11 protein-coding genes are annotated in these 13,113 nt (G+C 62.2%); 7 read left to right on the plus strand and 4 right to left on the minus strand.

Annotated features, from left to right (window positions below):
* Positions 1-28 precede the first annotated feature (28 nt).
* On the plus strand, positions 29-1,240 hold the full coding sequence (locus SynA1544_RS12345) for a glycosyltransferase (RefSeq protein WP_186513981.1): 1,212 nt from the start codon (positions 29-31) through the stop codon (positions 1,238-1,240).
* On the opposite strand, the gene SynA1544_RS12350 is transcribed toward SynA1544_RS12345, so the two are convergent.
* Positions 1,189-2,400, minus strand: coding sequence for a hypothetical protein (locus SynA1544_RS12350; protein WP_186513982.1), 1,212 nt, complete (start codon positions 2,398-2,400; stop codon positions 1,189-1,191). The genes SynA1544_RS12345 and SynA1544_RS12350 overlap by 52 nt on opposite strands.
* 132 nt (positions 2,401-2,532) lie before the next feature.
* Here SynA1544_RS12350 and SynA1544_RS12355 point away from each other — a divergent pair, with 132 nt between their 5' ends.
* A complete protein-coding gene (locus tag SynA1544_RS12355) occupies positions 2,533-3,171 on the plus strand; it encodes a hypothetical protein (RefSeq protein ID WP_186513983.1) in 639 nt (212 codons plus the stop codon).
* Between the two features lie 99 nt (positions 3,172-3,270).
* Positions 3,271-4,566 carry an adenylosuccinate lyase gene (gene purB / locus SynA1544_RS12360; RefSeq protein WP_186513984.1) on the plus strand — a complete coding sequence of 432 codons (1,296 nt, stop codon included), beginning with the start codon at positions 3,271-3,273 and terminating at the stop codon, positions 4,564-4,566.
* On the opposite strand, the gene SynA1544_RS12365 is transcribed toward purB, so the two are convergent.
* Entirely contained in the window at positions 4,567-5,763 is a 1,197-nt protein-coding gene (locus SynA1544_RS12365; protein WP_370594070.1) for a polysaccharide biosynthesis/export family protein, read from the minus strand.
* A 69-nt stretch (positions 5,764-5,832) separates the two neighbouring features.
* Here SynA1544_RS12365 and SynA1544_RS12370 point away from each other — a divergent pair, with 69 nt between their 5' ends.
* Genes SynA1544_RS12370 through SynA1544_RS12380 form a run of 3 tightly spaced genes read left to right on the plus strand, consistent with a single transcriptional unit; the run spans position 5,833 to position 8,384 of the window.
* Positions 5,833-6,774 (plus strand): GNAT family N-acetyltransferase, encoded by a 942-nt coding sequence (locus SynA1544_RS12370; RefSeq protein ID WP_186513985.1) that lies wholly within the window; start codon positions 5,833-5,835, stop codon positions 6,772-6,774.
* A gap of 45 nt (positions 6,775-6,819) precedes the next feature.
* Positions 6,820-7,101 carry an acyl carrier protein gene (locus SynA1544_RS12375; RefSeq protein WP_186513986.1) on the plus strand — a complete coding sequence of 94 codons (282 nt, stop codon included), beginning with the start codon at positions 6,820-6,822 and terminating at the stop codon, positions 7,099-7,101.
* An 8-nt stretch (positions 7,102-7,109) separates the two neighbouring features.
* Entirely contained in the window at positions 7,110-8,384 is a 1,275-nt protein-coding gene (locus tag SynA1544_RS12380) for a beta-ketoacyl-[acyl-carrier-protein] synthase family protein (protein WP_186513987.1), read from the plus strand.
* Here SynA1544_RS12380 and SynA1544_RS12385 read toward each other — a convergent pair.
* Entirely contained in the window at positions 8,335-10,290 is a 1,956-nt protein-coding gene (locus SynA1544_RS12385) for a 1-acyl-sn-glycerol-3-phosphate acyltransferase (protein ID WP_255477636.1), read from the minus strand. The genes SynA1544_RS12380 and SynA1544_RS12385 overlap by 50 nt on opposite strands.
* A gap of 103 nt (positions 10,291-10,393) precedes the next feature.
* Positions 10,394-12,391, minus strand: coding sequence for a capsular polysaccharide biosynthesis protein (locus SynA1544_RS12390; RefSeq protein WP_186513989.1), 1,998 nt, complete (start codon positions 12,389-12,391; stop codon positions 10,394-10,396).
* A gap of 32 nt (positions 12,392-12,423) precedes the next feature.
* Between SynA1544_RS12390 and SynA1544_RS12395 the strand changes: the two genes are divergently transcribed.
* On the plus strand, positions 12,424-13,104 hold the full coding sequence (locus SynA1544_RS12395; RefSeq protein WP_186513990.1) for a cytidylyltransferase domain-containing protein: 681 nt from the start codon (positions 12,424-12,426) through the stop codon (positions 13,102-13,104).
* Positions 13,105-13,113 lie beyond the last annotated feature (9 nt).

Here is a 13,113-nt window from a genome sequence, read left to right on the forward strand (position 1 = left end):
GTTGGCGGATTGCACCAAAGGCAAAGGGATGCATCTGCTTCTGATCCACCAGAATTTTCCCGGTCAGTTCAGAGATTTAGCCCCCGCTTGGCTCGCTGCGGGGCACCAGATCACAGCCCTTGGATCCTGCGGCGATGTTCCAGAGGGGAAAGCCTGGGAAGGGCTGCGTTATCTGCGATATCACCTCAAGAATGACGACGCCCCCTCGGCGGAACAACGGGGTGCGGCAGTGGCTGAAATCTGCCGCCATCTCTTGGCCAGGGATCAGGCACCTGATTTGGTGCTCGTGCACACAGCCTGGGGAGAAGCCCTTGGCCTGAACACCATCTGGCCGGACCGGCCACTGATTACCTTCCCCGAACTCTGGGGCTCCCCCCTTGCCTTGGGCTATGGCTTTGACCAGTCAATCGGAGGCGATTGGCCCGATCCCGAGCTGTTCATTGAACAAAACAACTTGGCACGCCAAGGGATTGAGACAGCGAGCGTGTCCATGGTGGCGAGCCCGAGCCAGCGGGACAGCTTCCCGCCAGACCTGCAACAGCAACTCAGGGTGCTGCCAGAAGGGGTCGACCTTGAGGCCATCAGCCCCAATCCAGCCGCCCAACTCCTACTGAATGGGCGACCCATTCGAGCTGGAGACCCCCTCGTCACCCTGGTGTCCCGAGAGCTGGAACCCCTGCGGGGGCTACGCCAGGTGCTGTGGGCCTGGCCAGCCGTGAGCGCAGCCGTTCCCGACGCGAACCTGCTGCTCGTAGGAGGGGACGACGGCGGCTACGGCCTGGAGGAACCGAGGAGCGACAGCCACCTGAACGATGCGTTCTTGGCCTTACCGGCGGAAGTCAATCGCAGCCGCATCCACGTTGTGGGGTGGCTAGAGCATGAGGAGATGCTTACCGTGCTGCAGTGCAGTGCCTGCCATCTCGCCCTGAGTTACCCCTACACCCTGTCCTGGAGTGTGTTGGAAGCGATGGCCTGTGCAGCGCCCCTGATCAGCAATCCGGGCAGCCCGATCTCAGCATCGATCCGCGATGGGGCCAACGGTGTGCTGGTTCCGTTCAACGACCATCACCAACTGGCCGAGGCCATAATCCGCATGCTCAAGGAGCCCAACAAACGCCGTGCCCTGGGGCAAGCCGCGCGCCGCACGGTGGAGCAACACTTCAACCTCCGCCACACTCTTCCGAGATATCAGGCCCTGTTTGAGGAGCTCACAGCAGCGGAACGCTCCAGCAACCACTGATCCAAAGCGTCTAACAACTTCGCCAGCAGCCCCTGCCAATCACCATGGCGCGGCTGCCGAAACAAGCGCATCGAGGCATAGAGGGGTGTCGAAACGGACGAGCGGCCCCAGCGACAGGCACATGCCCAAGGGAGAAGCAACCAGGTGGGGTGCCCCATGGAACCGCCCAGATGAGCCGCAGCCGTATCCACACTGAGCAAAAGATCACAGCGCTGAATCCACTGCGCCTGCTCAAGGAAGTCGGCGGAAGCAGGGAGGTGCGAGCCTGGCTCCAGCAAGACAACCTCAAGGCTCCGAGCCCGCAGCTGCCGACATAGCTCCTGCTGAACAAGGGGGGGCAACGACTTACGGCGGTACTCCAGAGCCTGACCGGGCTCGTCGAGATAACGGCCCGCTTCCCAGACCAAGCCAATTCGCAGCGCAGCGTTTTCACGCCTGGCAGGCGGCGGCAGCCTCAGTACGGCACCGTCTGCCCAACACCTGCACTGCATCAGAAGCGGCAGGCTCAATATCGATCCATGGCAACCAAGAAGAGGATGGGGGGCCTCCTGCGGCGACCAGGGAACGACTTGCAATCCTGCGCCGAGCCATGCCATTCCCTGCTGAATCAGACGCAGCAAGGGCTGGCGCACCAGTAGCTCTACCCGTCCCGAATGCTGTTGGCACAACAGCGGCAGCCAGCGCAGGGCCTGCAACGTGTCACCGAACCCCTGCTCATCCCAGACGATCACCGCCTCGCATTCCTGCCAGCCCTGCCAGAAGGGTGGCGCTGGACAACCTCGATGATCTGGCATCGACAGCCAACGTCCTTCCGCTAACTGCCAAGCGCGTAGCAGGTCCCCCCGCGCGAGGGCGATGCGACTGCGATTCCACTGCACCTCAGCCAGGCAGAAGGCAGGATCGGCTCTGCTGAACCAGGTCTCCGCTGCCTCGAAACGACCCAAATCCAAGAGCACATTGGCCAAACCTTGTGCCGCTCGGGCATCCACCACCCCGTCGGGCCAACTATTCGGGCGCACCGACCACTGCGCCCAGCACAACGCCTCCGTCAGTTGATCGTCGAGTCGACAGGCATTGGCAAGATTGAGCAACCTCAGTCCGTCGTCAGCATCCACTGACAACTCACGCCGGCACCTCAAAACCCCGGAGAAAGCAGTCATCACCTGCGAAAACACCCTTAAAACGATTGTGGCCAATCGCAAGACCGGGGTGACAAACCACCAAACCGACCACCGCCGTTAGCAATTCCCAAGAGCCACTAGTACGATCAAGTCAATATTTCCTTCGTCAAAATGCCTACCATAACGACCGGCGACCTCGAGGTTGTCTTTCCAAAGGTCGCCAAAGAAAAGATTGAAGTCGCAGAATTAGATGTTGGCACTGAGATTGTCGCTCTCAAGTACGTTACAGACTTGGAGACAACAGTTACTGGAGATGCGGCTTTTGTAGGCAAAGGTGTCGCCGAGTCTTCGGTTGTCCTGAAATCCACCAAGGAAAATACCCCTAAACTCGTTTTTCAAAACAACGCTTTTAACAAGAGCAATATCAAGATTTCCGGCAAGGGTGCTGGCAACATCAAGTCCAACACTGGTGCATTTGCCAATAGCAAGATTACTGGCGGCAAAAGGGGCGATTCTGTCAAATTTGGCAATAAGTCAATTGTCAACAATGCCACAATCGTCCTCGGCAAGGGTGGCGACTCAATCACGTTCGGCAAACGCACTACCTTCAAGGGCAAGACGATCGTTAATGTGACCCCAGGCGGCAAGGACGTTGTCACCTTCGGCAAGAACCTGAAGTCACAAAGTGGCTCTGTAGTCATTAAGAACTTCGACAAGCAAGATAAACTTACAGTAGGCAATGACACCTTTACATATAAACAAATTAAGAATGGTGTTGATATCCCGGGTATCACAATCAAGCTCGCCTGATCCACTTACCTATTGCAACCAAGCTCCTCTTCTGAGGAGCTTTTTTTTGGCTTGTACGTCGCAGCATAGATTTGTTGGGTTGTTCAACCGAGCGCGCCGGTGATTGAGCGTTACACCCTTCCTGAGATGGGAGCCGTCTGGAGTGAGCAGGCGAAATTCCAGAGCTGGCTTGATGTGGAAATCGCCGCCACAGAAGCCAACTGTCGCCTCGGCCGGGTGCCCCAGGACGCCCTCGATACCATCAAGGCCAAGGCCAGCTTCGAGGTGGAGCGCATCCTCGAAATTGAAGCTGAGGTTCGCCACGACGTGATCGCCTTCCTCACCAACGTGAACGAGCACGTCGGTGATGCCGGGCGTCACATCCATGTGGGCATGACCAGCAGCGACGTGCTGGACACGGGCGTGGCCCTGCAGCTGAAACGTTCCGTGGCCCTGTTGCGCACAGAACTGGATGCCCTGGCCAACGCCCTGCGCGCACTGGCCAGAGCCCACAAGGGCACCGAGATGATCGGCCGCTCTCACGCCATCCACGGCGAACCGATCACCTTCGGGTTCAAGGTGGCCGGCTGGCTGGCGGAAACCGAGCGCAACCGCATCCGGTTGGAACGGCTGGAGCAGGATGTGGCTGTGGGCCAGGTGAGCGGTGCCATGGGCACCTATGCCAACACCGATCCCCAGGTGGAAGCCATCACCTGCGAGATCCTCGGGCTGACTCCCGACACCGCCAGCACCCAGGTGATCTCCCGCGATCGCCATGCCGACTACGTCCAGACCCTCGCCCTGGTGGGAGCCTCCCTGGAGCGCTTCTCCACCGAGATTCGCAACCTCCAACGCACCGATGTACTGGAAGTGGAGGAGAACTTCGCCAAGGGTCAGAAGGGCAGCTCCGCCATGCCCCACAAACGCAACCCGATTCGCAGCGAACGGATCAGCGGTCTGGCCCGGGTGCTGCGCAGCTACACCATTGCTGCTCTTGAGAATGTGGCCCTCTGGCACGAGCGCGACATCAGCCACAGCTCCACGGAGCGAATGATGCTGCCCGACTGCTCCGTCACCCTGCACTTCATGCTGCGGGAGATGACCAGCGTGGTGAAGGGGCTTGGGATCTACCCAGACAACATGCGACGCAACATGAATGTGTATGGCGGTGTGGTGTTCAGCCAGCGGGTGCTTCTCGCCCTTGTGGGCACCGGCATGAGCCGAGAGGAGGCGTACCGGGTCGTCCAGCGCAACGCCCACACCGCCTGGAACACGGCCGGCGGCGACTTCCGCGCCAACCTGGAAGCGGATGGTGATGTGACCAGCCGCCTCAGCGCAGCGGAGCTGGCCGACTGCTTCAGCACGGCACTGCACCAGGAGAACCTGGGCGTGATCTGGGAGCGGCTGGGGATCTAACTAACGATTACGGGAAGATGAACCGACTCCTGTCGGCATCCCCAGAAGCCGGAAGACAGAAGCCGCATCAACAATCGGTTCGAGCGGCAACATGGCATCAGCCATGGTGTCGGTGACCTTCGTGAAGTTGTTGCGATCCACCACCACAACATCACCGTTGCGTAGCGGCGGGTTATTCACACTGCTCAGTACAGCGTTGGGGTCGTAGCGCAACTGTTTCACGGTTGTACGACCCTGACCATCCATTCGGATCAAGTCCACCCGCTTTGAGCTTCCCCGACGGGTGACGCCTCCGGAAGCAAGAATGGCGCGTGACAAAGGGGCATTGGATCCAACCTGGACCACCCCAGGCGAAAGGACCTCACCAACAACCTGAACATTGATCGCAGAGGGAGCGAAGTTAGAAGCAGCCGTCGTTAGTAAGTCAACGTTGATCGGTGTCGTTGCTTTGTGTACCCGGATGCTGTCGCCGTCGTAGATCAATGGATTGGGAGCAAATCCTCCGTTTTTCAGCACATTGAGGTAGTCGAAAACGAAGCTCTGGGTTGGTCCTCCTGGCGAAGGAGACGGCCTCAGTAGTTCCAGACGGGCCAAATCACCTGAAGCAGAAATCCCACCAGCTTTCTGAATCACGTCGATCATGGTCGGCCAACCGCCACCATCGGAGCCGACTCCAGTGAGAGTTCCAGAGCCCCCCGCGGAACCTGAACCGTTGACAGGAAGTGTGAAGACGCCGGGACGCAAAACCTGACCTGTAACCGTGATCCGAACTGGACGCTGTTCAACAAGGTCGAGATAAACCAGGGGGCGCCTCAGAAATTGGCTGTAGCCATCGGTGATGCGCTGCCGGGCTTCCTCCAAGGTCAACCCCCACACATCAACTGTGCCAAGTCGCGGGAGATTAATGGTGCCGTCACTCAACACCTGCACTTGCGCCTCATAACCGTCGATCTTGAACACCGAAGTGACCAACCGATCCCCGGGAGCTAAGCGATATCGGTAGGTCTGGGGCGGCAGGCTGGGCGGGGATGGCAACGGTGGGGGCGATTGCAGAGACCTACGCGCGGCCGCCGCCGGGGTCTTCAGCCAGTTGATCCGCTCTTCAGCCTTCACACCACCGCCCAACATCACAGGAGCCGAGAGCATCACCGCTGCAGCAACAGCTGCGGAAAGACCGGTCCTTGAGGGCACAACCATGGGTGGAGCTGAGACAGCGGTCAAAGGGACGCCAATCTTCCCGCATAATGCATTTCAGGCATATGGCCCATGACGCAGATCGGACCAGCACCGCAGCATGACGTCTTGCTCCCTACCGGTTGGAGCGAAGCCAATCGCGCAACAACTCTGCTGTTCCAGCTCGACGGTTTAGAGCTGCATCTGATCCCTGGATCAACATTTGAGACCGTCGCTGATGCTGTAGGCACTCTGAGGGAATCCACCTACCGCCAGCAGCTCTCTGGCTCCGGCAACACACGCGACCTTGACGGCCGCGACACCTCTTACGACCATCTGATTCTGTTGGAATCGAACACCGGTGCCCTAGCGGGGTCTGCACGGTTGCAATTCATTCCTCAGTTCAGTTCAGCCGAGCAACTCCCCAGCAGCCAACAGTCCTATCTGGAGCATGTCTATCCAGGAATTAAAGCGATGCTGGCGGGGCAAAACCACCATGTGGAAATTGGTCGAGTCGCCCTGGCCCCACGCTTTCAGCGCCAACCGCACTCTCTGATGGCGTTGTTCCGCGGAGGGCTTCTGATCGCAGCCCACTCGGGTTACAACGTCCTGCACGGGCTGGTCTCCTACAACCATTTCGCACACAGCGAAGCAGTCAATACAACCTTCCTCAGTGCCTTACTGCGGCCTCCCTACCGCAGAACGAGCCCAACGCTGCCGCCACCGCGTCACCCGATCAACAACATCCAGCCCAGCGACAGCACCCACCCAAGCGGCAACGTTCAAGCCCTGGAAATGGCTATCCGCCAGGAGCACAGCGAGGACTTCCGTCTGCCGGTGCTGTTGCGCCAATACTTCAACCTGATGGAAGCCAAGGTCTGCGACCTCTCTCTGGCGAAGGATTTCAACCAGATCACTGAGATCCTGATGGCCGCCGTCCTCACAGACCTGCCGAAGGAACGGCTCGGCTTCTTCATCGAGGTTGACCACCAACCCGTCTACCAGCGGTTCAGCTGGTACCGAGGCGAGGGATAAACACGTCAACACTGGTACTTTACTGGAATAACTCGGTAGGCGGCGTTGAGCGAGGGAACTCTCGATAAGCATCAGCTGGAGGGACACCTTGTCGAAATCCTGCATCGCATTTCCGGCGCCGACCCTGCGGTCATCACCGCAGACGCCCGCCTGATGGAAGACATCGGGATCGACTCCCTCGGGTTTTACGAAATTCTGATCGAGGCCGATACCTGCTTCGGCATCCGCATCCAAGAAGAGCAGCTGCTGCAGTTCAAGACGGTGGGTGACATCCAGCGCCATCTGGAATCACTCAACATCGATCCCCCCAGTTCCACAACCGCCTGACCGTGGTAGTGCGGCAGCAACTTTCCAAGCGGGTTTCGATCGTAGGGTGGGGCTCCGTCTCCCCACTCGGCTGTGACGCCGCGTCCACCTGGGATGGCGTGTTGGCGGGCCGCTCCGGCATCCGAGCCCTGAGGGCAGCCTGGAGCGAAGACCTTCCGGTGCGCATTTCGGGCTGCGTGCCCGAGGCAGCGACCGCATCCCTGGAACCGTTGCTGCAGCGGCGCTCCGACCGCTGCGCCCAGCTCGGGCTGCTGGCCGCTAGGGAGGCCTGGGCCATGGCTTCCGCGTTCACCAGCGGAATTGATCCAGCCCGCGTGGCAATCGTGCTGGGTACTGGCATCGGCGGACTCCACACGATGCATGAACAGCACAACCAGCTGACTGCCGGGGGACCAACACGAGTCAACCCTCTCACTGTTCCGATGCTGATCCCCGATGCAGCAGCGGGGCAGGTCGCCATCGACCTGGGCTTGCATGGCGGCGCGCACACCCCTGTATCGGCCTGTGCATCAGGAGCCGAAGCGATGATGCTGGCCCAGATGCTGCTCAATGACGGGCGGGCCGATCTCGTGCTTGCCGGCGGCACCGAAGCTCCAGTGAACCGACTGGGACTCGTGGGCTTCTCCGCCATGCGGGCCCTGTCCTCCCGAAATGATGCTCCTGACCAGGCCTCCCGGCCCTACAGCAAAAACCGGGACGGATTTGTGCTCTCCGAGGGGGCGGGCGTGGTCGCAATGATGCGAGAGGAGGACACCCCCAGCGGTGCAGCACTGGGTTGGCAACTGGCCTGTGGCAGCAGCAGCGACGGCCATCACATCGTGGCGCCTGAACCTCAGGGCACTCAAGCCAGCCAAGCGATCGAGGATGCCCTGCGACGAGCTGGGGTGGAACCTGGCGATCTCTGCGCCGTTCAAGCCCATGCCACCGGCACAAACCTGGGCGACCTTGCCGAAGCGAGGGCGCTACGCCGCAGCCTGGGGGCTGCCGCCGATCACATCCCCGTCTTCGCCCCCAAGGGCCAGCTCGGCCATCTGCTGGGAGCCGCAGGAGCTGTGGAGGCGATTCTTGGCGTGCAAGCCCTTCGGCAAGGCGTGCTGCCCCGCAGCGTCAATTCCGATCCCCTTGACCCTGAAGTGGAGCTGGCGGTCACCAGCCAGGGCCCCGTCGAGCTGGCTGCCTCAAGCTCCGAAAAACTGATGCTCAAGAACGCCTTTGGCTTCGGTGGTCACAACATCAGCCTTGTGCTGTCTGCTGCCGGTAGTACCGCTGAACAGCAGCGCTGAATCCCTCACGGTCGCGGGGATCATCGGGCAACTGGAGATCATCGGCCCGCCCACGGCGGCAGCGAATCGTGCCCAACGGCGCTGTCAAACGACTCAGCAGCAATTGCAGCGGTTTGTAGTGGGCTCCGACGGCCCCCTCCAAGCCGTCGTAGCTGAAGTACCAGGGCACCACCCGGCCGCCATAGTGCTGGGCCAGCATCCAGGCACTGGGCGACACCCGCTCCTCAATCGGCGTCACCAGGGAACCGTTGGGGGCAATCATGATTTGGCCGTGGTCCCGCAGCAGGGTGGAAGCACCCATCATTCCGGCGAAGCGTGACTGGGGCTGACGGTGGTCGAGCACCGCCGAGCCGGCGTTTCGGGCGGCAGAGGCGTAGCCCGGCAGCACCCAGCGCAGGTGCAGTTGCGCTGTGGTCAACCCCGGCATGCGCAGAACCCCTTGGGTCACAAGACCATCCAGAGGACTGCGATGGTTATAGATATGCACCAGGGGCATCCCAGCAGGCTCCGAGGGTTGACTGTCATCCACCACCACCTGCGTGCCCAGGGCCCGCAGGGCCACGGAGGAGGCCATCGTCATCAATGCTGCGGCCCAGTCCGGTCGGCGCAACAGCATCGCCGGCAGCTGCAGGCCATAGAGGGTGAAACCCAGTCCGGCCCAGGCCAGCCGAGCCATCAGCCGCCCCAGCAGCAGCACGGGGTTGCGAAGCCTGCCTGCTGTGGGAGTCGGCAGCTCGGGACTGGGGGGAAGCTGACGGGCCTCCAGACCGATCGGGAAGGTGGTGCGGAAAGGAAAATCCCCATCGAAATTGCCGTTCACCTGCGTGCTGAGCACCAGATGGTTGTAGAAGCGATAGAACAGGGCCCGATCGCTGGGCTGCGGATCACACCAGAAGGCATCGAGCGGCTTCTGATCGGTCAATCCCTCCAGGTTGTAAAAAGTGTCCCCCATCGTCTTGGTGGGCACGGCGTGGAACAAGGCCTGCAGCCCCACGGTGCTGTTCACCGTGATCACCCCACGGCACGTGCGCAGATAGCGGCTGAGGGGACCGTCGTGGAAATAATGCACGCGGCCCGAGACGCCGTATTGCTTGGCGAGGAGCCGAATCAATGAGGCGTAGTTGTTGTACCCGCGATCCCGGGGATGGTGCTTGAAGGCCAGCTGGTCGGAGGCGTGGGCATGGCCGGCGAAGGAGCGGATCACGTCTTCGATGAAGTCGTGCATGCCGCGGTAAGGCGACCCCATCTGAATCTGCGAATCGCTGGAGACCTGCAACACCGCCAGGAAGAAGGAGCAATGTTCCAGCAACCGCTGCTTGACCTCCCGCTCCTGCCAGCGGTAGAGCCAATAGCGCCAGGTGCCCCGCACCTGGCACCAGAGGAAGCCTGGGGAAGGCTGAAGCTTGTGCTCCCCTTCGATGATCGGGTAGCGGGTGAAGGCGTGCTGAATGAAGGTTGGCGCTTTCCAGGCCTTGCGCCAGCGCCAGCCCGGGTCCAGAACGATGTTTTGCGGCAGCTGGTCACACGGGGGGAGCTCCCGATAGAAGGCTGCTGGCTTGTTGAGATTGGAGCGGGCATTGACCCGATCCCGCTCCAGCGTCACGTAGTTCGGGCGCAGATAGCCAAGCTCAAACACCCAGGCTTCAACGCCGAGGGCGCGGGCTTCTTCAATGGCAATCCGGTGGGGAATGATGAAGTCGCCATACATAAAGATGTGGCGAATTCCCCGTTCTTCAATCAGCCGACGCAGGAAGGGGCGCCAAGAATCCATCCCCTTGCTGTAGGACACGCAGACATCGCCTGGGAAGCCGAATTCCCGCAGGGGGAACGCCACCTTCGTGACCGGAATGCCACAGCCTTGCAAGTAGCGGCACAAGCGGGCGAAGAACAGACCGATCGGACCCATCAACAGCAGGACCGGTCCGTCGATCCGCACCTGTACGAGAGCTGGCGCCCGTCCCCTACCCAAACTGCGTCACGCCCATGAATGAGCAAAATCCTGGCACGCCTCAACGGCGCCGCAGCCGGCCCCAGTGGCGGAACAAAGCCTGCACGAGCGTGCGGCGCTGCGGTGGGGCCGACCGCCAGGCCACCAGATCGTCGATGGCCTGCTCTGGCGTGATGAACCAGCCGCTATCGCGGCTGACATAGCGGGGATAGTCGATCAAAGCGGCATGCACCAGCTCGTCCAGCGCGAGCTTCCGCTGCCGGCGGTCGCAACGTTCGCGGTCCTGGGTGAGTCCCCAGCCGGCATAGAACGGAAGCCCCCAGCAGTGGACCTCCAGGCCGCGCAGCAACGCCTCAAACCCCGCCAGTGAGGTGAGCACGTGGAGAGCATCGATCTGGGTGAACAGCTGCTGGATCGACCCCTGCGGCAGCACCGCATCGCAGAGCTCAGCGGCATCGTCCTCACCGGCACCGGCACGGCAAAGACCGGCCACCACATCGGGATGCGGCTTGTACACGAGATAAGCCTCCGGCTCCGCCGCCCGCACCGCGGCGAGCAAGGCGCGGTTGCTGCGCAGCCCCGGGGCGCCATAGCGGATCGAAGCATCGCTTTCCACCTGACCGATCACCAGCACCACCCGTCGCTGGCCGACAGGGCGCGTCCAAGGCGCCGCCTGGAGGTTGTATTTGGTGATCGCCTCCTCCACCAACCGCTGACGCAACGCCGCGGCCCGCTGGCGTTGGGCCGGGGTCCACTGCCCCGTTGCCAAGCGTGTTTCCAGATCACTGGGTCGGGTGGCGTCGTAGTACACCCCTTGGTGATCCACCACCCAAGACACCGGATCCACCAGATCAGCCCCGAGGCCAACCGAGCGCAGGAAACCGTCCTCCACCTGCAGCACCGGCAACTGCCGCCGCGCCGCCGCGTCGAGCAGCTTGGGTCGGGCGCGCCGCCCCCAGACCACCACGGCATCAACGCCCTGCGGAATCCGCCGCCAGGGAGCGCGAAAGCGCAGCTGACTGCCCGCCAGGAAGCGACGCAGATTGCGCTGTTTCCAGGGGGTGAAACCGAAGGCCACACACCGCGGCGGCTGTTGCGCCTGCAGGCGCCGCTGCAAGCCGATCGCGGCCATCAAGGTTTCGATGCTGCAGGGCTGGTGCCGATGCGGGTCGATGCAGCGGCAAGCCCCCACCAGAGCGGCATGCACCAGAGCCTCCAGGCTGGCGCCCTGGCGCCGCCGGACTGGGGCCTCGCATTGGTCGTGGGTCAGCCCCCAGCCGCCATAAAACGGCATACCGAAGCAGTGGACCGGGCGACCCCAGAGCAAGGCTTCAAACCCCATCTGGGAGGTGACCACATACACCGCCCGGGCTTGCTCGAGCAGCCGTGCCGGATGGCCACCATCCGCACTCAGGCGGACGCGGGGATGGGCCAGATCCTGAGCCTTGAAATGGCCCCGGGCGCGGCCAGAGATCACATCCGGATGCACCTTGAGCACCACCGTGCAGTCGGGATGATCCGCCAGGGCGGCCTGAAGCATCCGCTGAAAACAGCTGGCATCCGCCAGCCCGAGGGTGATGGATCGATCCCCAGCGGATTGATCCACCACCAGCACGTAGGGCTCCTGAGGGGCCTCCGCCTCCACCGGGGGGTTCACCTTGCTGAGCCGTTGCTCACGCCACAGCCTCTGGAGAGCGCGAGCGCGGTCAACCTCAGCCGCATTGATCGGCGCCGCAATCAACTGCTCCATCCGGCTGGGGGCCGTGGCATCGAAATGCACCCCCAACACATCCACCAACAGAGCCAGAGGGGGATGCTTCCGCCCCTTGGCCACCGAGCGCAGCAGACCGTCCTCGAGATGCCACACCGGTAGATCCCACTGACGCGCCAGGCGCTCCACCCGCAGCGCACTGGGGCGCCGCCCCCAGGCCAGCAGCACATCCACATCCCGGTGGCGGCCTGGCACCAACCGGTCCGGTGCCATCAGCTCAGGCAGCGTTTGGTGGGCAAGCATCCCCCGGGCCGGAACCCCGAGCCGCAGAGCAGCAGGCCTGGTCATCGGGTAAGACAGGTCGCACTGAATCCTCACCGATGGCAGTCCCCCGTGGCGCGCTGGCCCTGATCCCCGCCCGCGGCGGATCGAAGGGCATCCCGGGAAAAAACCTGCAACAGGTGGGCGGCGTGCCCCTGGTCTGCCGCAGCATTCGGGCAGCTCAGGCCAGCATTGCCGTGGGCCGGGTGGTGGTGAGCACCGACGATGACGCCATCGCGGCCGCCGCCGAACATGAAGGGGCTGGCGTGATTCGCCGCCCCGCCGCCATCGCCGGCGATAGGGCCAGTTCGGAATCGGCCTTGCTGCATGCTCTCGAGCAGCTGGAGCAGCAGGGACCACTGGAAACGGAGCTGGTCTTCCTGCAATGCACCTCCCCCTTTACCACCGGGGAGCAGATCGATGCGGTGCTGCACGCCTTGCAAGCAGACGATTGCAACAGCAGCTTCGCCGTCAGCCCCTGGCACGGCTTCCTCTGGCGCGCCGATGGACAGGGCATCAACCACGACCCTGCACAGCCTCGCCAACGCCGCCAGGACCTGGAACCGGCTTTTCTGGAAACCGGTGCGATCTACGCCATGAACGTTGCAGCCTTCCGACGCTGCGGCAGCCGCTTCTGCCCTCCAGCCCGCCCAGTGATGTTGGAGCAGGTGGGGCCAGAAATCGACACGCCGGAGGATCTGGCCCTCTGCCGCTGCATCGCGGCCCAAAAGGACGAATAATTTTGCCCA

It is taken from the genome of Synechococcus sp. A15-44, from assembly GCF_014280115.1.
In the GTDB taxonomy this organism is placed as follows: Bacteria; Cyanobacteriota; Cyanobacteriia; order PCC-6307; family Cyanobiaceae; genus Parasynechococcus.

Coding starts and splice junctions, on each gene's coding strand:
- SynA1544_RS12345 (WP_186513981.1), top strand. CDS start 29: ATGCATCTGCTTCTGATCCACCAGAATTTTCCCGGTCAGTTCAGAGAT.
- SynA1544_RS12350 (WP_186513982.1), bottom strand. CDS start 2,400: ATGACTGCTTTCTCCGGGGTTTTGAGGTGCCGGCGTGAGTTGTCAGTG.
- SynA1544_RS12355 (WP_186513983.1), top strand. CDS start 2,533: ATGCCTACCATAACGACCGGCGACCTCGAGGTTGTCTTTCCAAAGGTC.
- SynA1544_RS12365 (WP_370594070.1), bottom strand. CDS start 5,763: ATGGTTGTGCCCTCAAGGACCGGTCTTTCCGCAGCTGTTGCTGCAGCG.
- SynA1544_RS12370 (WP_186513985.1), top strand. CDS start 5,833: ATGACGCAGATCGGACCAGCACCGCAGCATGACGTCTTGCTCCCTACC.
- SynA1544_RS12385 (WP_255477636.1), bottom strand. CDS start 10,290: ATGGGTCCGATCGGTCTGTTCTTCGCCCGCTTGTGCCGCTACTTGCAA.
- SynA1544_RS12390 (WP_186513989.1), bottom strand. CDS start 12,391: ATGACCAGGCCTGCTGCTCTGCGGCTCGGGGTTCCGGCCCGGGGGATG.
- SynA1544_RS12395 (WP_186513990.1), top strand. CDS start 12,424: ATGGCAGTCCCCCGTGGCGCGCTGGCCCTGATCCCCGCCCGCGGCGGA.